The sequence below is a fragment of the Lentzea sp. HUAS TT2 genome (assembly GCF_051853195.1).
In the GTDB taxonomy this organism is placed as follows: Bacteria; Actinomycetota; Actinomycetes; order Mycobacteriales; family Pseudonocardiaceae; genus Lentzea.
The window spans coordinates 8,934,655-8,953,124 of the sequence record NZ_CP196667.1 but is presented as its reverse complement, the minus strand read 5'-3'; the positions used below and the strand labels follow the sequence as shown (position 1 = coordinate 8,953,124).

Genomic DNA, 18,470 nt, shown 5'->3' with positions numbered 1-18,470 from the left:
CGGGTCACGCGATGATCCGGCCCAGCCACTCCATCCGCGCCGCACGGGCGCGCAGCGACAACGCCGCGTCCGGTGCCAGCTGGTCGAAGCCGTGACACCCACCGGGCCACACGTGCAGCTCCGCGTCCCCGCCCGCCCGCCAGATCCGGGAGGCGTACTCGACGGCCTCGTCGCGGAACACGTCGACCGAGCCCACGTCAACGTAGGTCGGCGGCAGTCCGGACACGTCGGCGGCACGGGCCGGGGCGGCGAACGGAGACACGTCCGGGCCGCCCCTCGCGTCGCCCAGCAACGCCGTCCAGCCGGTGATGTTCGAGGCCCGCACCCAGGTCGTGCCGTCGAGGAACTGGTGGCTGGACGGGGTCTCGCACCTGTCGTCGAGCATCGGGCACATCAGCAGCTGGCCGCGGACGGCCGGACCGCCGTGGTCGCGGGCCATCAGGGTCACCGCCGCCGCGAGGCCGCCGCCCGCCGAGGTGCCGGCGACGACCGGGGCGCGGAAACCGTTGCGCTCCATCCACTCCAGCGTCCGGTAGCAGTCCTGCACGGGTGCGGGATGCGGGTGTTCGGGCGCCAGGCGGTAGTCGGGGGAGACCAGCACGACACCGAGTTCCGACACCCATTCCGCGAGCACGTGCAGGTCGGAACGGCGGTTGCCGGCGACCATGCCGCCGCCGTGGACGTGCAGCACCGGCGGGCCGTCGCCACCCGCCGGGCGCAACACGAGCACGGGCACGCCGTTCGCGTCCTCCTCGGTGAACGTCACCGCGCCGCCGCGCGTCAGTTCGGCGTCGGTGACGACCCGGCCGTTCGCCCGCCGCGCAGCAATGCCGTCCGGCGTGAGCGGTGGCCGCAAGAGGTCGACCAGCGCCGCGATCTCCGGGTCGATCATCCCTTCACGCCCGTGTGCGCGAGGCCCTCGATGAACTGCCGTTGTGCCAGCACGAACACCACCAGGATCGGCACGGCCGTCATCGTCGCCGCGGCCAGCTGGACGTTCCACATCGGACCGCCGTAGATGTCGACGAACTGGGTCAGCGCCTGCGGCAGCGTGAACATGTCCGGGGTGGACAGGTACACGATCGGCTCCAGGTAGAGGTTCCAGGAGTGCAGGAACGTGAAGATCGCGACCGCGCCCAGCGCCGGGCGGGACAGCGGCAGGGCGATCCGGTAGAAGATCCCCGCGCGGCCCAGGCCGTCCATGCGGGCGGCCTCCTCCAGCTCCGGCGGCAGCGCGATGAAGAACTGGCGCATGATGAAGATCGCCAGCACGCACGGCGCACCGAAGATCGGCACGATGATCAGCGGCCAGTGCGTGTTCGTCATCCCGAGCGACTGGAACATCTGGAACAGCGGGACGATCGTGACCTCGCTCGGGATGAGCAGGCCGGTCAGCACCACCACGAACAGCGCGTTCTGGCCGGGGAACCGGATGCGCGCGAACGCGTAGCCCGCCAGTGCGGCGACGGCCATCGTGCCGGCCGTGACGATCACCGCGATGTAGAGGCTGTTCCAGTACTGCTGCCCGAACGGCTGCATCCGGAACACCGTGGAGTACGTGGAGAACGTCCACTCCGACGGCAGCAGCGACTCGGAGAAGATCTCGCTGATCGGCTTCATCGACGAGGTGACCATCCACCACGTCGGGAACACAAAAGGTATGCACAGCAGGCAGAGCAGCCCGTACAGAGCGACCTTACGCCTCATGGAGCACCCACTTCCGGCGCATCCGCCACTGCAACAAGGTCAGCGCGGCGACGATGACGAACAGCAGCACCGAGATCGTCGCGCCGTAGCCGAAGTGGTGGAACTGGAACGCCTGCTGGTACAGGTAGTAGATCAACACGGTCGTGGACGTGCCGGGACCGCCCTGGGTGAGCACCGCGATCTGCGCGAACACCTGCAACGAGCCGACGATCGTGATGATCGACGTGAGCAGGATCGTCGGGCTGATCAACGGGATCGTGATGCTCCGGAACCGCCGCCACGCGCCGGCTCCGTCGATCTTCGCGGCCTCGTACAGCGGTGCGGGAACCCCTTGCAGTGCCGCGAGGAACAGCACCATGTTCAGCCCGACGTTCTTGATCACCTGCACGACGATCACCGACACCATCGCGGTCGTGTCCCCGCGCAGCCAGTTCGGCCCGTCGACGCCGAAGACGCTCAGCAGACCGTTCACGCTGCCCTCCGGCTGCAACATGAGCTGCCAGACCAGCGTCCACGCCACCAGCGACACCAGCACGGGGGAGAAGAACAAGGTGCGGAACAACGTGGTGCCGCGCAGCTTCTGGTTGAGCAGCACCGCGAGCAGCAACGCCAGCGACAGGTTCAGCACCACCAGCCCGGCGGCGAACCAGGCCGTCGCGACGAGCGAGTCGCGCAGCTTCTCGTCGGCGAGGAGCCTGGCGTAGTTCTCGCCGCCGATGAACTCGAACGTCCCGCCGAGCACGTTCCACTCGTTGAGGCTGTACCAGCCCACCATCGCGAGAGGGACCAGCACGAACGCGAGGCTGCCGAGCAGGGCAGGCGCGACGAACAGGTAGCCGACCAGGTTGTCGCGCCTGCGATACGTCCAGAACGTCACTGGCGCTCCAGCAACGGCTTGATCTTCGTGCACACGCCGTCGAGCACCGCCGAGACATCGGCGTCCGGCTTCCACAACGGGTCGAGGGCCGCCCGGATCGTCTGGTTCAGCTCCTCCTGGCCCTGGTGGCTCGGCTTCACCACGCCCTTGCTGATGCCGTCGATCACGACCGACTGCAGCTGCTCCGGCTTGATCAGCGGGTTGCTCTTGGCCAGCGTCTCGGCGTTGAGCAGGGACTGGCGCACCGGCGGGAAGAACTGGGCGAGCTTGGCCGAGTTGGCCGCGTTGGTGAAGAAGCCCAGGAAGTCCGCGGCCGCGTCGGCGTTCTTCGACCGCTTCAGGACGCCGACACCGGCCTGCCCGATCACCGCGTAGTCACCCTTGGGGCCCTGCGGCAACGGCAGCAGCGTCCAGCCGAACTTGGCGTCCTTCAACGCACCCGCCCGCGAGATCTGGCTGACGGCCATGGCCGCGTTGCCCGCGAAGAAGTCCACCGTCGTGCCGGGGCCGGGAATCGCCTTGTCCGTGAAGATCGCCTTGTGGACGAACGTCATGGCGTCCTTCATCTCCTGGCTTCCGAAGCCACAGGACCTGCCGTCCTCGCTCCAGGCGTTCGCACCCCACCCGCGCCAGATCGCCGAGAGCACGGCCCAGTTCTGGTACTTGAAGTCCGGCAGCACCAGGTTCTTGCCCGCCGACGCCGCGACCGCCTGCTCCCAGGTCTTCGGCAGGTCCTTGACCAGGTCGGTGTTGACGAACAGCCCGAACGGCGAGGTGGAGAACGGGTAGGCGTAGAGCTCGCCGTCCTTCTCCCAGAGCTTGGTGGCGGACGGCACGAGCTCGTCGGCCTTCTCCACCTTGCCCTTGATCGGGGCGAGGGCGCCGGAGGAGACGAAGTCGGGGGCGGACTCCTCCAGGATCCACGCCAGGTCCGGCGCGTTGCCGCCGGCGATCTGGGTGGTGAGCGTGGTGGTGTAGCCGTCGGCGGGGATCGAGTCGAACTTGATCTCGGCGACGTCCGGGTGCGACGCCTTGTACTCGGACGCGATCTCGTTGAGCAGCTTGAGATGCGCCTCGTTGGCGGTCCACACGGTCATGCGCAGCGACTTGGGCCCGGAAGCGGCCGAGCCCGAACACGCGGTGAGCGCGAGCAGTGCGGCGACGATCAGAGCTGTGAGGCGGGACATCGTTGTCTCCCTGGATCAGTAACCGGACACGTCCGGCCAGCGGAGCTCGACCCCGTCGCGTTCCAGCCGGTGCTGGAAGTCCGCGAGCAGGCCGGGGGTGTTGCGCACCGCGCGAGGGGTGACTCGGTGCGCCAGGCAGAAGTCCGCGAGCGCGCCCGCGACCTCGCCGACGTTCCACTCGACCGGGTGCAGCCGGTGGGAACCGTTGGTGATGTGGGTGGTGCCGATGTTCTTGCCCGCGGGGAGCAGGTTCTCGACGCGCTGGGGGATGAGCGCGCCGAGAGGGATCTCGAACGGGCAGCTCGCGACGTCGAGGTAGTTGTCGCCGCCGGTCGAGGGGTGCAGGTCGATGCGGTACATGCCGACACCCACGGCGTCAGCGTGTTGCACCGCGCCCTTGTCGCCGCGCACGGCGAGTGAGAGGTCCTGCTCGACGATCGTGTACTCGGTCCTCATCCGCCGTGACTCGCGGATGTACGGCGCCTGGGCCAGGCCGTCCGCGCTGCCGGTGACGTCACCGCGCAGCCGCAGACCGGGGAAGCCCGTGCCGCCGTCCTGACGCGGTGCCTCGGTCTGCAGCCAGTACAGCACCGACTTCGATAGCTCCCGTGCCGCCGCGATGTGCTTGTCCACGTCGGGAACGTCGATCACCGGCGACTCGAAGTAGTCGATCATCGGCCAGTTGACCAGGCAGATGTCGCTGTCGTAGGCGCCCTCGACGAAGTTGCGGCGGGCGGCGATGCGCCGGAACGTCCACAGGTTGCTGTCGCCCGCGCTGAGCCGCTGGTCGGACAGGACGCTCAACGGGTCGTCGTCCGGGTTCGGGGTGAACGTGCGTTCGGCGGTGGTGAGCGTGCGCGGGTCGGGGGAGCGGAACGACAACATCCGGTCGCCCCAGTAGTCCGGCTGGTACTCGCGCCAGAAGCCGTACCGCGCGGGCTTGTCGATCGTGTGGTCGCCGTCGACGTGGTCGATCGCGAAGCACACCGACATCGCCTGCATGTTCGCGGGCTGCGCGGTCTCGGGTGCGCTGGGCTCGCCGGTGTCCAGAGTGGACTCGAAGCCCGTCACGTACTCCGTGCCGGACAACGGGAGCAGCTCACCGGTCTCGGTGGCGTCGAGGATGTAAGGCGCGGCCAGCTCGATCTCGGCGCCGTGGTGCTCGACGGTGACCGACGTGATCCGGTCACCGTCGGTGCGCGCGGAGACCGGCCTGGCGGGCTGCAGGACGGTGAGCCTGCCGCTGCCCCGGTACGGCGCCAGCATCTCGTCGATCACCGCGACGGCCACGCGGGGCTCGTGGCAGAGCCTGCTCACGTTGCCCGCGCCGGGGTTGAGCTCGCGCCACGCCCGTGCCTGGGGCGTCAACGGGTAGTTGCGGCGGTAGTGGTCGCGGATGCCGTCGCGCAACGCGCGGTACGAGGCGGTGACGCCGAAGCGTTCGACCCAGCTGTGCTCGTCCGGCGGCACGGCCTGACTGGTCAACTGCCCGCCGAGCCACTCGAACTCCTCGGTGAGCACGACCCGGCGACCGGCGCGCAGCAACGCGAGCGCCGCGGCGACCCCGCCGAGCCCGCCGCCCACGACGACGACATCTGTGTTGTGCGGCAACAGGTTCCTCCTGATCAACCCAGGGCCGTGTGCGGGCCCAGGGTGGTGCCTTCGACGAACTCGCAGACCAGCAGCTCCTGCGGGGTGGTGCCGTGTTCGAGCACCTCGGTCAGCGCCTGCACCGCCCGGCGGCCCATCTCGCGCCGGGGGATGCGGAAGCCGGTGAGCCGGACGTCGTCGGGTGCGGGCCGGGTGGCGGCGCCGAGCATCAGCACGGACAGGTCGCCGGGGACCGACAGGCCGCGCTCGCGGGCGGCGAGCACGAGCGCGGCGCCGTCGGAGACCTCCTCGGCGAGCACGCACGTGATGCCCGCGTCGAGCAGCTGGGCGAGCCCGGCGAACTGCACGTACGTGCCTTCGACACCGTGTGCCGCAACGGCCTGCTTGAACCCGCGCAAACGGTCGGCGGACGACTCCGCGCCCGTTCCCGCACCCACGTACGCGAACCTGCGATGCCCCAGGGCGACCGCGCGGTCCACGAGGTCCCGCACGGCGGCGGGGTAGTCGGCACCGATGTGGGGCACCGGCCCGCCCGCGTCGTCGCGCCGGCCGATCGAGACGAACGGGACGGCCTCCGTCACGAGCTGCGCGAGGTCGTCGCGGTCGATGGAACGACCGAGCAGCACGCAGCCGTCCGCGAGCCGGATCCTGCTGTCGTCGCTGAAGATCCGCCGCTTCCCGCCGGTCGCCTTGGCGCTGGTGAACAGCAGCAGGTCGCAGCCCGCCACCTCCGCCTGTTCCTCGATGCCCTCGAGGAACGGCTGGTAGAAGTCCGCGCGGGTGCTGGGGAAGACGGCCTCGTACGTGAACACGCCGAGTATGCGGTTGCGCTGGTCGTGCAACCGCCGCGCGATCGGGTTCGCGACGTAGCCCGTTCTGCGGATGACCTCCAGCACGCGGGCACGGGTGTCCGGCGCGATGCGGACACCGCCGTCGGTCCGGTTGTTGAGCACCAGCGACACCGTGGCCTGGCTGACGCCTGCCATCCGCGCGATGTCCTGCTGGGTGAGCCGCTTGGCCATGAGCACCTGCCAATTCGAATTGGCAGGGAGTCTGCGTCAGCACCCTTCTCGCCGTCAACCCTGTAATAATTCGAATTAGCATCTTGACGGGCCGCGCTCGACCGCGCGAGTGTGCTCCGCCAAGGAGGTAGGCCCGTCATGAACTCGTCCTTGAAGGAACGAGCTTGCCAGCCACCGCGGGCGGCGGTTTTCAGGCTTGCTGCTGCCGTCCTAGCCGGCTGCCAGGATGGGCGCTGCGTCTGGGCGCATGACTTCGCCCCGGCACACGACACCGCGGGCGGCGATGTCGTGTGCTGCGTTGTGGTCGGCGTGCCCAACGAAGTCACACCTGCCGCAATGGAACACCGCCTGACTGCGGCGGTTGCGTTTGTCGACGTGCCCGCAGGCGTGGCAGGTCTGCGAGGTGTAGGCCGGATCGACCTGCACCACCACCACACCGGCCTGCTGGGCCTTGTAGGTCAGGAACTGACCGAGCTGGGCGAACGCCCAGGAATGCAGCGTGGCCCGTTGGGGCTTGCGAAGCCGTACCCGGACACGGATTCCCGTCAGTTCCTCGACGGCGATCCCGCGTCCGGTGCGTTCAGCCTCAGCCACGATGTTCTTGCTGATCCGATGGTTCACATCGGCCGCGAACCGGGCCTCCTTGCGGCGGCGTTTCTTGAGCAGCCGTCGCGCGGAGGAGGTCTTCTTGGCCTGCAACCGCTTCCGGATTCGCTGCTGGCGTTCACGGTAGCGGTTCAGGCGCGACCCGCAGAACCGGTCACCATCCGAGGTGGTCGCGATGTTGACGATGCCCAGGTCGACCCCGAGGAACCCGTTCACCGGTTCCCGGCGGGCGGCCTCAGGACTGTCGACGACCGCGTGCAGCAGCCACACCCCGTCCCGGTACAGAAGATCGGTCTCCCCGATCGCCGGTCGGGAGCGCAGCAGGGCAAGATGCCTGGGGTTTCCGACGATCGGCACACCGCGGAGTCGACCTGCGACCGTCCAGATCGACACCGTCCCGTCGCGGCCCGCGTCACCGAACTGTCAGGACAGACAACGGGCGTCGAACGGCTGCCCCGCAAGCGGGCGGAACCTGATCGGGGTGCCCTCGACCTTTCGGCGCCGCTCCGACCCAGGCGGCCCGTAGTTGCCTGCCTTGAGGTTGGCCCGCAGTGTCGTGCGGGCGTCCACGGTCTTGCCGATCACCCGGATCGCCGGCTGCGCGGCCAGCCCGAACCGCTCCCGCAGTTCAGCGTAGAAGCGTTTCTGCACGTCGAACTTCCGCACGACCCCGGCAGTGTGCATCTGCTCGGACAGCCACGACGCTGCCGTGTTGCAGGCGCGCAGGGTATCGGCCAGCGCCGACGCCTGCTCGGGCGACGGCAGCAACCGCACCTGCACGACCTGCTTCACGTCGATCACCATAGCGTTGGTCTATGTCACCGCGATGGGAACCCGACCCCGACATGCACAGGGGACGCAGTGTCACCCACAACCTTCACGTCCTTCTGGTCTTCGTCACGAAGTACCGGCGTGGCGCGTTCACCGATCAGATCCCGCACCGGTGCGAGGAGATCATGCGGGACGTGTCCACGGAGTACATCGACCAGCAGAAGCGTCCCAACTGACGGCCCGCCGCGCGGGCCGCGCAAGCCGGGATCGACTCCTCCTGGCCTCGAAAGATCAGACTTCCGCCGATTGGAGTTCAGGTGAACGCATTCAGCCGACGCAGCTTGATCACCGGTGCCACCGCGATCGGACTGCTCGCCACCCTGCCCGCATCGGCGCACGCCTTACCCGCGCCGCCACCCGTCACCCCGGACCGCCGCGCCTTCGAGCCTCACGAACAGCGGTTCGCCCAGTACCTGATGGCCGTCTCGCCGATGGTCACCGACATGAACGCCAGCGGCTTCTTCGGCGGCGGCTGGTGGCGCAGCCCCAACGTCTCGTACAACGCCCGCGTCCAGGAGCACGTCTACACGCTCGCCTGGTTCGCGACGCAGTCCCGCGGGTGGAACCCGTACCGCGGCAACGCGAACCTCGTGGCCGCACTGGACGCCGGGCTCGGGCACTACCTCGGGCTGCAGCACGTCGACGGCTCGTGGCCGGAGTACTCGGCCGACCAGCACTCGCTCGCGGCGACCGGGTTCGCCATGGGCTACCTCAGCAAGACGAACGCGCTGCTCGTCCGCGCCGGTGTGCTCCCGTCCCGGCAGGCCCAGATCACCGCGTCGTTGCGGCGGGCCATGACCTGGTTCCTCAACCCGTCCAACGGCACGGTCTGGCAGTCGCCGCTCACCTGGGCGAACCAGACGACCTCCGGGCTCGCCGGTGCGGCGCTCGCGCTGAAGCAGAACCCCGACGCCGCTTTGCAACAGCGTCTGACCGAGGCGTTCCGGCGACTGACCACGGTCGGGCAGAGCCCCGCCGGGTTCTTCTACGAGGAGTCCGGTGCGGACACCAACTACAACTTCGAGGTCATGCTGCCGGAGCTGGCCGACGCGTGGCGGCAGTCCGGCGACCCGAACCTCGTGACCATGACCAGGAAGTACACCGACTGGCTCGGCTACAACCTGCTGCGCGAACCGGACGGCTCCGGCTGGTTCGCCAACATCGCCACGAACTCGCGCACGTCCTCTAAGTTCTACGCCGACGTGCGACCCGATCCCGAACGGACCGCGCTCAACGCCCAGTTCGTGCCGGAGGTCCCCGACCTGGCCGCGTTCGTGTCCAGCCGAGAGGACCTGGCCGCCGCTCGCACGGCTTGGGCCGCCTCGACGGCACCCGTGCCCGCGCTGGTCAAGCCGGACACGTCACCGCGCATCCTCGCGCACGCGATCTACGGCGAGCGCTACCCGACCCGTGCCCAGCGGACGGCGGCCATCGCGCGCCTGCCCTACCAGCGCGCGAACTTCACCGAGCGGCGCAGCGACCAGGGGCAGGACTTCCTGTTCGTGCGGCGGCCGCGGTGGTACGTCGGCGGCTACTTCGGCACCCGTCGCGCGACCTCGTTGGCGCGCACCGGTTTGACGTTCCTGTGGCACCCGGTCGCTGGCACGCTCGTGCAGTCGGTCAACAACAACGACCACGCGTGCTGGGGCACTGTGTTCCCCGGCCAGGTCGTCGACTCGAACGGCCCGCAGCAGGCGGAGTTCCTCGGCGGTGAGCCGTACCGGTTCCGCTACCGCACGCCGTCCGGCTCGGTGGTGACCGAGGTGACCGTGGGCGACCGGATCGTGCGTTCGGTGCGCGCCCAGTCCGCGGCGACCGAGCAGATTCCTTTGGTGGTCAGGGATTCCGACACGGTGGCACTGGACGCGCGGGGCCTGACGCTCACCCGCGGCCGGACGGTGGTCCGGTTCGACTGGGCGCGGGCACTGGATCCGCAGCTGCGGCCGGCGTCCACGATCACCTACCCCGGCCGCCGGATGCACGTCCTCACCGTCCCGCACGACGGCGCGCTCACGCTCACGATCACGGCTGGTTAGTCCACTGAGGACTGGCGTTTCACTCTGATGTCGTAACGGTGACAGGCATGTTCGCGCAGCTCACGGGGTATTCGGTGATCCCAAACCCGCTGGCTCCGCAATCCATGCGAAGGAGTGGTCGCGATGGCACACGTGCGGCATCTGGTCGACGTCCACACTGGAGACGAGTTCGACCAACCCGTTCCCTACGGCCTGGTGTACCCGATCTGCACGGCGGACGGTTCGGCGCCGCCGAGCCAGCGCGGCCGCACGTGGGAACACCTCGTGGCGTGTGATCGCGAGCTGCGACAGGTGGTTTGAGACGTCTCGTGCACGGGTAGACGTGCGCGAGGCGTCAAGCAGTCGGCGCGTGGCATCCGGCTGTGAAGGCGGCGATCATCGTGACCACCGAACAACTCGACGAGGCCTCGTTGCGGCACCAGCGCGTGCACGCGGCGGAGAACCTGGACAACGCGGTGTGCACCGCGCTCGCCGACATCGAGATCGACCAGGCCCGTGAGGCCTTGAGCGAGGCGCTCGCCAGGTGTGTGGCGACCGGCGCCGTCGAACCCGAGGTGCTGGCGAGCGTCGAGGCCGCCGCCGGGCACCTCGGTTACGGCGAGCGGATGGAGGCGCGGACGTTGCTGACCCTCGCGCACCGGCTGCTCGCCCGCGTACCCAGAATGATCGTGCGCGATTCGTCGGCGGCGAACACGGGTAACCGCAGGACGTGGACATCAAGCACGAAGTGACCCAGACCGAGTCGTCCCTGCTGGCGACCTTCCCGGACTACCTCGACGCCCAGCGGCTCGTGGACAGGATGTCCGACGACGGGTTCCCCGTGGAGAGCGTGCGGATCATCGGCGACGGTGTCCGCACGGTCGAGCAGGTCACCGGACGCATGACGCGGGCCCGCGCGGCGGTGACGGGCGCGGCCAGCGGTGCCTGGTTCGGTGTGTTCATCGGCCTGCTCTTCGGGCTGTTCACGGCCGGCCAGACGTGGGCGTGGTTCGTGTTCATCAGTCTCGCGGTCGGTGCGTTCTGGGGCGCGGTCTTCGGATTCGTCGCGCACTGGACCACCCGCGGGCGCCGTGACTTCGCGAGCGTCATGACCCTGCAGGCACGCCGGTACGAGGTGCACGTCGACCGGGAACGGGCCGCGGAGGCCGCGAAGTACGTGCTCTAGTGGTGTGGCCCCACTAGGACTGGCTGCCGACGCTCGCCCGCACGGTGAACCCGTCGGCGTCCCGTCCCATCGACACGTAGTCGCACGTGCGGTGCAGGATCCACAGCCCGAGCCCCGCGGACAGGGTCTCGGTGGTCGGCATCAGGCCCACCAACGGGTCGGACGGGCCGGGGCCGTGGTCGGTCACGGCCACCACCACGCGCGCCTCGTCCGCCCACAACCGGAAGCGGACCGGCGCGACGCCGTGCGTCAGGCCGTTCGTGACGATCTCGCTGGCCGCGTACACCACGTCGTGCGCGTCGTCCTCGGACAGGCTGATCGTCTCGATCGCCGTGCCCACGGCCTCGCGCACCGCGCCCGCGCTCGGGTCGACCATTTCGATCAGGGGAGCGGACTGTTCCAGCACGTCCGGCACCTGCCTGGACGCCGCGGGACCTTCGCGGTAGCCGGGGTTCACCTCGTGCTCGCCGGGCGCGGTCGCGATGTTCGGGTGCGTGCGCACGACGTCGGCCAGCACGTCGGCCGGGGTCGTCCTGGTGTCGTACGGGCACAGGCCCCACACGGGGAACTCGGCGTAGGCCAGGTTCACGGCGGCCTCGTAGCGGGCCCACCAGTCCCACGGCGCGCCGGTGCCGGGGTGCGGCACGTCGCCGACCACACGCATCTGTCGTGCGCCTGAGACGGTGTGCTCCGCGAACAGGGCCCGGTAGTTGGCGATGGCCTCGGAGGGCCGGGCGTACTGGTCCGCGCCTGGCAGGTACATCACCCCGGTGCCACTGCCGAGCGCGCCACGCAGCAGTCCGGCGTTCTGCTCGCCGCACGCCACCACGGTCGGCTCTGCCGCGCGCAGGCCTGCCTCGACGAACGGCACGGCGTGCGCCAGGAAGCCGTCGTCGGAGCCGTAGAAGGCGGTCTCGTGGAAGAAACCGGTCACGATGACCGATGCTACGCGCGCTTCAGCCCGTGAACTGCGCTACGGTTCTAATCGGGTTGAGCAGCCAGCCCCGTGTGACGGTCATTTGGGCCGTCTCTACTGGAGGTTGCGGCATGCTCCCCAACGGTCAAGTTCCCTTCCGAGCCAGCTGCGAGAGACTGGGCGACACCGTCCTGGTGCGCGTAGCCGGCGAAATCGACGTCTCCACCGCCCAGAAGCTCGCTGACTGCCTCGGTGAGGCAGTGGAGGCCGTCCTCCCGCCCGCGTCCGTCGTGCTGGACCTGAGCGGCGTGCGGTTCCTCGGCGCGCAGGGCATCGGCCTGTTGCTCGACCACCAGGACCTCTGCCTGCGCCGCGGCAGCGCGCTCGTGGTCGTCGCGAACACCGCCGCCGTGCTGCGCCCGCTGCAGGCGCTGGAGCTCACGAGCGTGCTGGGCGTGCGGTCGAGCGTGCTGGAGGCGATGGCGCCGGCCTAGGCCCGTTCGGACGCGCTGCGCAGCACGCAGAACTCGTTGCCCTCGGGATCGGCCAGGACGGCCCAGCCGGTCCCGTCGGGGTTGCGGTGGTCGCCGACGAACGACGCGCCGAGCCCCAGCAGCCGCTCGACCTCCTCGTCGCGCGTGGTGTCCGGGCGCAGGCACAGGTGCAGCCGGTTCTTGACGGTCTTGGGTTCCGGCACCTGGTTGAAGTACAGGACCGGGCCCTCGGCCAGCAGCACCTCGGTCTCCCGGTCGCCCGGCTTGTCGTCGGGGTGCAACGGGCGACCGGTCACCTTGCTCCAGAACAACGCCAGCTCGTAGGCGTTCGCGCAGTCGATCGCCACGTTCTGCAACACCGATGTCATGCGCGCCAGCCTAGTCCGTCCACAAAGGACTAGAGCATCGGTGGCATCAAACGGTAGCTCTCCGCGTAGTAGTCGTCCGCGCGGCGCCGGTAGCCCTCGTGGTCGTCCGGTTCGTACTCCGGCGCGTTCTTGATCTGCTCCCTGGTGCGGTCGACGTGGACCTTGCGTTCCGCGTGGTCCACGTGCCGCACCGTGCCGACCGGGAGCACCACCTTGTGGCCGAAGATCCACGGTCCGGTGTCGACCATCAGGCAGTCGTGCGGCACCTTCGCGTTGTCCTCGTCGATCTTGCCGATGCCGCCGTCGGTGGCCTCGACGTCGTAGCCGATCAGGCCGGTGTCGGGGCGATCCGCGAGATCCTGACGTTCCGGCTGGTCGGCCCAAGACGGATCGCGCCACACCCACGGGATGAACGGGACGGGTTGCATGTCGGCCTCCTCGAGTCCGGCACGGGGTACCCGTCACCCCTGGTCGAGGAACTTCTTCATCATGGTGATCTGCGCGCTGCGGGACTTGTCGATCCGGTCGGCGAGGTCCTTCACCTCCTGGTTCGCGCCGCTGCCCGTCTCCCACCGCGCCATCTGCACGGCGTCGTCCTGGTGGGCGATCATGACGTTGAGCAGGCGCTGGTCGAACTCCGCTCCGCGCAACGCGGACAGCCGGGCGACCTCCTCTGGGTCGGACTGCCGCATGCCGCCGTGGCCCGTGTGCGAGTCCGGCGGTGCCGTGAGCGGCTCTCCCCACGACGTCAGCCAGTCCTTCATCGTGCCGGCCTCGGTCGCCTGGGTCTTCTCGATCGCGGCCGCCAGCATGCGCAGCTCCTCGTTCTGCGCGCGGTCCTTCGCGAGGGCGACCATCTCCACTCCCTGCTGGTGATGGGGAAGCATCATCTGCAGGAACATCACGTCCAGCGGATCGCCGCGCAACACGGTGCCCGGCTGCGTGGTAGCGCAGCCGGACACCACGAAGGCGAGCACCAGCAACAGGAACCGCATCAGAGGCGTCGCCACAGGGCGGGCGTGTTCGGCGGCTCCCACCCGGCGAGGGCGGTGTGCGCGAGCTGGCACTCGTAGTTCACGCCGCCGTAGGTGACGCGGTTGCCGATCGCATAGGTCGTGCCGGCGGCCCACGTTCCACCTGCGGGCGGCTGGGTCGTGGTGGTCGTGGTCGTCGGGGGAGTGGTCGTCGTCGTGGTGGTGGGCGGGTTCGTCGTGCCGCCACCGAAGTCGACGTCCGAGCAGGTGTAGAAGGCCTCGTTGCTGCCGACCACGCGCTGCCAGATCGAGTAGAGGATGTGCCGCCCTGAGCGGCCGGGCAGGTTCAGCGTCCAGTTCGTGAACGTGCTGGGGTTCTGGCCGTTGAACGTCTGCAGGTGCACCAGATCCGACCAGCGCAGGGGCTGCGTCGGGTTCCAGCCGTCCCTGGTGATGTAGAACTCGAAGTTGCTGTTCGAGTGCGGTGCCGACGCGTGGTAGGTCACGGTCAGCGGACCCGCGGAGACCCGCTTGGCCGGCCAGTCGGCGCGTTGCAGGTCGAGGCCGCGGTACTTGTCGCGGCCCGCGCTGCACAGCTTGCCGTCCGGGATGAGCTGGCGGTGACGCCCGCCGGCCTCCAGCAGCGAGACCTCGTTCCAGTCGTAGTAGGCCTGCGTGCCGCCGGCGGCCACGGCCGCCTTGCACGCGTCGGACTTCGGGGTCTCCGGACCCTCGTTCTTGCACGTGTAGACCCGGCTGGCCGGATCGGACATCGTGCCGTGGGCGATCGCCGGCGTCGTGGGGACGAGGAACGCGACGACCACCGCGGTGGTGGCGGAGAGGCTCGCCAGGGCAAGCCGGGTACGTGTCTTCACAACGCCTCCTGCAGGCGGAGGTGGCGAACGCTTCTCCTGGGAGGTGGTTCGCGTGACGGGTGGCGGCCCTGTTCACGAGTGTAAACAGGTGGTTGAACCATTTCCGTGGACCAATCGGACGAATCACCCTGGTGCCGGGCCGTGCCCGGCGCTGGTTCGATCATCAGGCTTCAGCCATGTCCCGCCCGAGACCCGACGACGCGCACACGCTCGACGAGCTCATCGCCGAGCTGCGCGCGTTGAAGGTCTGGCGGGCAATCCGTCGTTGCGGCAGAGGGAGAAGCTGTCCGGACTGGCTCGCAGCACGTTGGCCGAATGTCGCCCGTGATGCCCGGCGCCTCGGCGTCGGTGCAGGGCAGGTTCGTCCGCCGGAACCCGGTCGTGCACCAGCCCTCGTACCTCAAGGACACGGCCGACGACGGCCTGGACGCCTACCTGTGGCTGCGCATCACCGTGGACGGGCAGACGCAGGAGAAGGTGGTGAAGCGGGTGTCCGGACTCGGCGCGACCGCGAGCGTGTCCAGCTTCACCTGGGGCGAGGCCGACGCGTTCTACCTCAGGGTGTGCGTCGGTGAGGGCACCGCGAACTGCTCCGCCTGGAGCGACTGACCGGGTCTGTCCGGGGTCGTCCGAACGTCTTTCCTGGTCAGGGGCCGGGGAGTGACGCTTCGGACGTGCTGAATCCGATGAGGTGCCGCCGGTCCGGCCTGGGGGTCTGGACCGCCGGCTTCACTGTCACCGTCCCGCCGTCCAGCGTGATCCTTCCTCACAGCAGCTAGCTGTGCGATGAGTTCGGAACGCGTCGTTGGTCCACCCTTGCGAGGCTTCTTGGAAGGGTGGACCGCGTGGACCTGCACAGCGTGATGTGCGTGAGCGACCTGGCGAGGGCGCTGGAGTGGTACGGGGTGTTCTTCGGCCGCGCGGCGGACGAGGTCATCGGCGAGGAACACCTGTGGCAGGTGGGAGAGAACGCCTACCTCGTGCTCGACGCCCGTGACGTGCGGTCGGCGCGCGTGGGCGGCTCGATGGTGACGTTCGGGGTGTCGCTGGGGGAGTTCGACGGGGCGCTCGAACGGCTCTCTGCGCATGGCGTCGGCCATGGGCCGGTCGAGACGTACTCCAACGGCGTGCGGCACGTCGAGGTGCTCGATCCGGACGGCAACAGCCTGTCACTGGCCGCGCTTCCGTAGCAGCCGTCGCGACAGGACCGTAAGTCGAATCGTCCTCTGGGGAGAGACGCGCACCTACCGGCGGTTCGTCGTAGAGTCGGGGAAGGTCAGCAGCTTCGAGACGGGACAGGCGTAGATGAGCGACGAGAACGTACTGGGCCGCATCAACGAACTGGTCGACGAGGAGCACAAGCTGCGCCAGCAGCTCGCTGCCGGGGAGATCTCCTCCGACGAGGAGCACGCCCGGCTGCGGTCGCTGGAGGAGGCCCTGGACCAGTGCTGGGACCTGCTGCGGCGGCGCCGGTCGGCCCGGTCGCTCGGCGGCGATGCGGACGACGTGCCCGCGCGCTCGGTCGGCGAGGTCGAGGGCTACCTGCAGTAGATCCTGCGCGGGTCAGTTCCTGGTGTCGCGGAAGATGACCCAGCGCATCACGCTGTACATGAACGCGGCCTCGCACGCGCCGGCGACGATGCGGGACAGGTGGTACTGCAGGCCGATCTCGGTCAGCGCGCTGCCGACCCCGAGGATGAACGCCAGGTAGTTGATTCCGATCGCGACGGCGTAGAGCCCCGCCTGCGGGCCGACCGGCGCGTGCGAGCGGAAGTTCAGCGCCCGGTTGAGCACGAAGCTCAGGCCGAACGCGAGCACGTAGGCGATCGTGAACGCGATCGGGACCGGCAGGCCCAGGCCGCTGCGGAACAGCGTGAGCAGCAGCAGGTCGATGCCGAACGTGAACCCGTTGATCAGGGCGAACCCGAGGAAGCTCGGCGCGACGGCGTGGGACAGACCGAACGGCAGCCACCTCACCACGACTTCCATCCGGTCGTGGAACCTCGCGCCGAGGTCCTTGCCGTCGTTCAGGGTGGTGCCGGTCATGGTCACGACACTGCCACGACCCGGAGGGACGAAAACGACGAAACGCCTGGTGATCGACAGGCCGTCCACAGGAGTTCAGCGGGTGTTCAGGTGGTTGAACCGCCGCCAACGCGTAGGGCTCATCCCGTGCGACCTGCCGAACGTCCGCGCGAAGTAGCCGGCGTCCGGGATGCCCACCTGCCGCCCGATGTCGCCGACCGGCAGGTCCGTTCCCGCCAGCAGCCGCCGTGCCTGCACCATCCGGCGCTCGGTGATCCACTCCTGCACCGTGCGCCCGGTCCGCTTGCGCACCGTCGAGGTCAGGTGGCCGGGGGAGATGCGGACCGCGGCGGCGACCTCGCGCAGCGACAACGGTTCCCGGTAGCGCCGTTCGATCACGTCGAACACCTCGGCCAGCAGCGGTTCGGCGTTCTCGCGCAGGTCGCCGACGACGTCCGCGGCCAGTCTCGACACCCCGACCAGCAGCAGCGTCAGGTGGGCCGACACGGCCTCCCGGTAGCCGTCGCGGCGTTGCGTCAGCTCCTCGTGCAACGCCTCCACGCGAGCGGTCCACTCGGTGCGCTGCTCGACGGGCACCTTGAGCCGCAACGCCCCGGTCGCGCCGCCGTGGACGAACGGGAACAGCAACGGGTGTGTGCGCCACGCCAGGTGCGCGCCGGGGGTGTCCTGGCCGAGTGCGTCGGAGGTGAAGAAGACGCCCCAGCCGCGTGCACCGAGCAGGTCGTCGCTGCGGGCCTGGCCCATCACGTCGCCGGGTGCGATGACGAACAGGTCGCCGGCCTCGACCTGCCTCGCCTGGCGGCCGTGACGGACCACACCGCCGGCTGTCCCGAAGTAGGCCAGGCCGGGGAAGTCGTGGGAGTGGGCCTCGTGCGCGCCGTCGAAGTCCGCGCCGTGCCCGAGCCGCACGGCCATGACGGGCAGGTCACCGGGAGCAGGCTGCCATGAGTACTTCGCAGGCCCGTCGCCCTTCATGGGCGTTCGAATCGCTCGCACCGTCGAATCGTCCCATTCAAACCGTGGATCGGCACAGAAATCCTGGTACAGCAGCACTCAGAATGAGGACATGGCCGAAACATCGTCCCAAGAGCGGGACTACCTGCCCGGGATGGGCAAGCACTACCTGCTGCCCTTCTACGACGTGCTGCACCAGGTGTCCGGACTGTCGTCGATCCATCGGGAGATGGTCGAGGTGGCCGGTCTGAGCGCCGGGCAACGGGTGCTCGACGTCGGCTGCGGCACCGGGAACCTGTTGCGCTCCACCGGGAAGCGCCATCGCGACGTCGAGCTCTTCGGCGTGGACCCCGACCTGAAGATGCTGGCACGGGCGGAGGGAAAGCTGCGGCGGGCGGGGGTGAGGGCGAGGCTGGACCGGGGTTTCGCGCAGGAGCTGGCGTTCCCCGACGCCTTGTTCGACGTCGTCTTCTCCAGCCTGATGCTGCACCACCTCGACGGGCCTTCGAAGGGCGAGATGCTGGCCGAGGTCCGGCGGGTGCTGCGGCCGGGCGGCCTGCTCGTGCTCGCGGACATCGTGCGCCGCGGCCACCCGGTGAAGGGGATCGGCGAGGCCGGGTTCGCCGCGGAACCGACGAGGACGCGGAAGTTGCGGCTGTTCGGGGAGATCGGGATCGAGGTCGCGAGAGTCCACTAGGGACAGGTCCATTGTCGACCGATTGAACGTGCAGGATGTTGCTTGGCTACCAACAGTTCCGATTGTTCACGAACTTGCCGGTTACCGTCGTGAGAGCGCGTTCT

The 18,470-nt window shown here is 69.1% G+C and carries 25 protein-coding genes; 10 read left to right on the top strand and 15 right to left on the bottom strand.

Annotation, left to right across the window (positions count from 1 at the left end; all coding sequences use genetic code 11):
* Window positions 1-4 precede the first annotated feature (4 nt).
* The 8 genes from ACSHWB_RS42500 to ACSHWB_RS42465 all read right to left on the bottom strand — a co-directional run bounded on the left by ACSHWB_RS42500 (window position 5) and on the right by ACSHWB_RS42465 (window position 7,814).
* Window positions 5-892: an alpha/beta hydrolase gene (locus ACSHWB_RS42500; RefSeq protein WP_439658986.1), complete on the bottom strand. Its 888-nt coding sequence runs from the start codon at window positions 890-892 to the stop codon at window positions 5-7.
* Window positions 889-1,707, bottom strand: a complete 819-nt coding sequence (locus ACSHWB_RS42495; protein WP_439658985.1) for a carbohydrate ABC transporter permease — start codon at window positions 1,705-1,707, stop codon at window positions 889-891. Before ACSHWB_RS42495 ends, ACSHWB_RS42500 begins: the two co-directional genes overlap by 4 nt.
* A complete protein-coding gene (locus ACSHWB_RS42490; RefSeq protein ID WP_439658984.1) occupies window positions 1,697-2,584 on the bottom strand; it encodes a carbohydrate ABC transporter permease in 888 nt (295 codons plus the stop codon). Before ACSHWB_RS42490 ends, ACSHWB_RS42495 begins: the two co-directional genes overlap by 11 nt.
* Window positions 2,581-3,771, bottom strand: coding sequence for an ABC transporter substrate-binding protein (locus ACSHWB_RS42485; protein ID WP_439658983.1), 1,191 nt, complete (start codon window positions 3,769-3,771; stop codon window positions 2,581-2,583). Before ACSHWB_RS42485 ends, ACSHWB_RS42490 begins: the two co-directional genes overlap by 4 nt.
* A gap of 15 nt (window positions 3,772-3,786) precedes the next feature.
* The gene (locus tag ACSHWB_RS42480) at window positions 3,787-5,382 is read right to left on the bottom strand and encodes an FAD-dependent oxidoreductase (RefSeq protein ID WP_439658982.1); all 1,596 of its coding nucleotides are present in this window, start codon (window positions 5,380-5,382) and stop codon (window positions 3,787-3,789) included.
* 14 nt (window positions 5,383-5,396) lie between these two features.
* The gene (locus ACSHWB_RS42475) at window positions 5,397-6,404 is read right to left on the bottom strand and encodes a LacI family DNA-binding transcriptional regulator (protein WP_439658981.1); all 1,008 of its coding nucleotides are present in this window, start codon (window positions 6,402-6,404) and stop codon (window positions 5,397-5,399) included.
* Window positions 6,405-6,614: 210 nt separating this feature from the next.
* On the bottom strand, window positions 6,615-7,367 hold the full coding sequence (locus tag ACSHWB_RS42470) for an RNA-guided endonuclease InsQ/TnpB family protein (RefSeq protein ID WP_439658980.1): 753 nt from the start codon (window positions 7,365-7,367) through the stop codon (window positions 6,615-6,617).
* Window positions 7,368-7,433: 66 nt separating this feature from the next.
* A complete protein-coding gene (locus ACSHWB_RS42465; protein WP_439658979.1) occupies window positions 7,434-7,814 on the bottom strand; it encodes a hypothetical protein in 381 nt (126 codons plus the stop codon).
* A gap of 11 nt (window positions 7,815-7,825) precedes the next feature.
* On the opposite strand from ACSHWB_RS42465, the gene ACSHWB_RS42460 reads away from it, so the two are divergent.
* The 5 genes from ACSHWB_RS42460 (at window position 7,826) to ACSHWB_RS42440 (ending at window position 11,042) form a co-directional block, all read left to right on the top strand.
* Window positions 7,826-8,017 carry a transposase gene (locus tag ACSHWB_RS42460; protein ID WP_439658978.1) on the top strand — a complete coding sequence of 64 codons (192 nt, stop codon included), beginning with the start codon at window positions 7,826-7,828 and terminating at the stop codon, window positions 8,015-8,017.
* An 81-nt stretch (window positions 8,018-8,098) separates the two neighbouring features.
* Window positions 8,099-9,877 carry a hypothetical protein gene (locus ACSHWB_RS42455; RefSeq protein WP_439658977.1) on the top strand — a complete coding sequence of 593 codons (1,779 nt, stop codon included), beginning with the start codon at window positions 8,099-8,101 and terminating at the stop codon, window positions 9,875-9,877.
* Window positions 9,878-10,000: 123 nt separating this feature from the next.
* Window positions 10,001-10,177, top strand: a complete 177-nt coding sequence (locus tag ACSHWB_RS42450; RefSeq protein ID WP_439658976.1) for a hypothetical protein — start codon at window positions 10,001-10,003, stop codon at window positions 10,175-10,177.
* A gap of 62 nt (window positions 10,178-10,239) precedes the next feature.
* A complete protein-coding gene (locus ACSHWB_RS42445; RefSeq protein ID WP_439658975.1) occupies window positions 10,240-10,608 on the top strand; it encodes a hypothetical protein in 369 nt (122 codons plus the stop codon).
* Window positions 10,587-11,042, top strand: a complete 456-nt coding sequence (locus tag ACSHWB_RS42440; RefSeq protein WP_439658974.1) for a general stress protein — start codon at window positions 10,587-10,589, stop codon at window positions 11,040-11,042. Before ACSHWB_RS42445 ends, ACSHWB_RS42440 begins: the two co-directional genes overlap by 22 nt.
* Before the next feature lie 13 nt (window positions 11,043-11,055).
* Here ACSHWB_RS42440 and ACSHWB_RS42435 read toward each other — a convergent pair whose 3' ends face one another.
* Entirely contained in the window at window positions 11,056-11,976 is a 921-nt protein-coding gene (locus ACSHWB_RS42435) for an anti-sigma factor RsbA family regulatory protein (RefSeq protein ID WP_439658973.1), read from the bottom strand.
* An 8-nt stretch (window positions 11,977-11,984) separates the two neighbouring features.
* On the opposite strand from ACSHWB_RS42435, the gene ACSHWB_RS42430 reads away from it, so the two are divergent.
* On the top strand, window positions 11,985-12,452 hold the full coding sequence (locus ACSHWB_RS42430) for an STAS domain-containing protein (RefSeq protein WP_439658972.1): 468 nt from the start codon (window positions 11,985-11,987) through the stop codon (window positions 12,450-12,452).
* On the opposite strand, the gene ACSHWB_RS42425 is transcribed toward ACSHWB_RS42430, so the two are convergent.
* The 4 genes from ACSHWB_RS42425 to ACSHWB_RS42410 are packed head-to-tail and all read right to left on the bottom strand — an operon-like array spanning window position 12,449 to window position 14,669.
* Window positions 12,449-12,820: a VOC family protein gene (locus tag ACSHWB_RS42425; RefSeq protein ID WP_439658971.1), complete on the bottom strand. Its 372-nt coding sequence runs from the start codon at window positions 12,818-12,820 to the stop codon at window positions 12,449-12,451. The genes ACSHWB_RS42430 and ACSHWB_RS42425 overlap by 4 nt on opposite strands.
* A gap of 29 nt (window positions 12,821-12,849) precedes the next feature.
* A complete protein-coding gene (locus ACSHWB_RS42420) occupies window positions 12,850-13,248 on the bottom strand; it encodes a PRC-barrel domain containing protein (protein WP_439658970.1) in 399 nt (132 codons plus the stop codon).
* A gap of 33 nt (window positions 13,249-13,281) precedes the next feature.
* Window positions 13,282-13,830 (bottom strand): DUF305 domain-containing protein, encoded by a 549-nt coding sequence (locus tag ACSHWB_RS42415; protein ID WP_439658969.1) that lies wholly within the window; start codon window positions 13,828-13,830, stop codon window positions 13,282-13,284.
* Window positions 13,815-14,669, bottom strand: a complete 855-nt coding sequence (locus tag ACSHWB_RS42410; RefSeq protein WP_439658968.1) for a lytic polysaccharide monooxygenase auxiliary activity family 9 protein — start codon at window positions 14,667-14,669, stop codon at window positions 13,815-13,817. The genes ACSHWB_RS42415 and ACSHWB_RS42410 overlap by 16 nt, the downstream gene beginning before the upstream one ends.
* A 315-nt stretch (window positions 14,670-14,984) precedes the next feature.
* On the opposite strand from ACSHWB_RS42410, the gene ACSHWB_RS42405 reads away from it, so the two are divergent.
* From ACSHWB_RS42405 to ACSHWB_RS42395, 3 genes are all read left to right on the top strand, one after another.
* Complete coding sequence (locus ACSHWB_RS42405; RefSeq protein ID WP_439658967.1) at window positions 14,985-15,278, top strand: hypothetical protein; 294 nt, start codon at window positions 14,985-14,987, stop codon at window positions 15,276-15,278.
* Between the two features lie 236 nt (window positions 15,279-15,514).
* Window positions 15,515-15,859, top strand: coding sequence for a VOC family protein (locus ACSHWB_RS42400; RefSeq protein WP_439658966.1), 345 nt, complete (start codon window positions 15,515-15,517; stop codon window positions 15,857-15,859).
* Between the two features lie 115 nt (window positions 15,860-15,974).
* A complete protein-coding gene (locus ACSHWB_RS42395; RefSeq protein ID WP_439658965.1) occupies window positions 15,975-16,220 on the top strand; it encodes a DUF2630 family protein in 246 nt (81 codons plus the stop codon).
* A 12-nt stretch (window positions 16,221-16,232) separates the two neighbouring features.
* Here the strand turns inward: ACSHWB_RS42395 and ACSHWB_RS42390 are convergent, their stop codons facing one another.
* Both ACSHWB_RS42390 and ACSHWB_RS42385 read right to left on the bottom strand, forming a co-directional pair.
* The gene (locus ACSHWB_RS42390; RefSeq protein WP_439658964.1) at window positions 16,233-16,715 is read right to left on the bottom strand and encodes a GtrA family protein; all 483 of its coding nucleotides are present in this window, start codon (window positions 16,713-16,715) and stop codon (window positions 16,233-16,235) included.
* A gap of 75 nt (window positions 16,716-16,790) precedes the next feature.
* On the bottom strand, window positions 16,791-17,711 hold the full coding sequence (locus ACSHWB_RS42385) for an AraC family transcriptional regulator (RefSeq protein ID WP_439658963.1): 921 nt from the start codon (window positions 17,709-17,711) through the stop codon (window positions 16,791-16,793).
* A 70-nt stretch (window positions 17,712-17,781) separates the two neighbouring features.
* Between ACSHWB_RS42385 and ACSHWB_RS42380 the strand changes: the two genes are divergently transcribed.
* Window positions 17,782-18,366: a class I SAM-dependent methyltransferase gene (locus tag ACSHWB_RS42380; RefSeq protein ID WP_439658962.1), complete on the top strand. Its 585-nt coding sequence runs from the start codon at window positions 17,782-17,784 to the stop codon at window positions 18,364-18,366.
* Window positions 18,367-18,470 lie beyond the last annotated feature (104 nt).

Coding starts and splice junctions, on each gene's coding strand:
- ACSHWB_RS42430 (WP_439658972.1), top strand. CDS start 11,985: ATGCTACGCGCGCTTCAGCCCGTGAACTGCGCTACGGTTCTAATCGGG.
- ACSHWB_RS42495 (WP_439658985.1), bottom strand. CDS start 1,707: ATGAGGCGTAAGGTCGCTCTGTACGGGCTGCTCTGCCTGCTGTGCATA.
- ACSHWB_RS42405 (WP_439658967.1), top strand. CDS start 14,985: ATGTCGCCCGTGATGCCCGGCGCCTCGGCGTCGGTGCAGGGCAGGTTC.
- ACSHWB_RS42450 (WP_439658976.1), top strand. CDS start 10,001: ATGGCACACGTGCGGCATCTGGTCGACGTCCACACTGGAGACGAGTTC.
- ACSHWB_RS42380 (WP_439658962.1), top strand. CDS start 17,782: ATGGCCGAAACATCGTCCCAAGAGCGGGACTACCTGCCCGGGATGGGC.
- ACSHWB_RS42475 (WP_439658981.1), bottom strand. CDS start 6,404: ATGGCCAAGCGGCTCACCCAGCAGGACATCGCGCGGATGGCAGGCGTC.
- ACSHWB_RS42425 (WP_439658971.1), bottom strand. CDS start 12,820: ATGACATCGGTGTTGCAGAACGTGGCGATCGACTGCGCGAACGCCTAC.
- ACSHWB_RS42390 (WP_439658964.1), bottom strand. CDS start 16,715: ATGACCGGCACCACCCTGAACGACGGCAAGGACCTCGGCGCGAGGTTC.
- ACSHWB_RS42465 (WP_439658979.1), bottom strand. CDS start 7,814: ATGGTGATCGACGTGAAGCAGGTCGTGCAGGTGCGGTTGCTGCCGTCG.
- ACSHWB_RS42500 (WP_439658986.1), bottom strand. CDS start 892: ATGATCGACCCGGAGATCGCGGCGCTGGTCGACCTCTTGCGGCCACCG.
- ACSHWB_RS42460 (WP_439658978.1), top strand. CDS start 7,826: ATGTCACCGCGATGGGAACCCGACCCCGACATGCACAGGGGACGCAGT.
- ACSHWB_RS42485 (WP_439658983.1), bottom strand. CDS start 3,771: ATGTCCCGCCTCACAGCTCTGATCGTCGCCGCACTGCTCGCGCTCACC.
- ACSHWB_RS42420 (WP_439658970.1), bottom strand. CDS start 13,248: ATGCAACCCGTCCCGTTCATCCCGTGGGTGTGGCGCGATCCGTCTTGG.
- ACSHWB_RS42395 (WP_439658965.1), top strand. CDS start 15,975: ATGAGCGACGAGAACGTACTGGGCCGCATCAACGAACTGGTCGACGAG.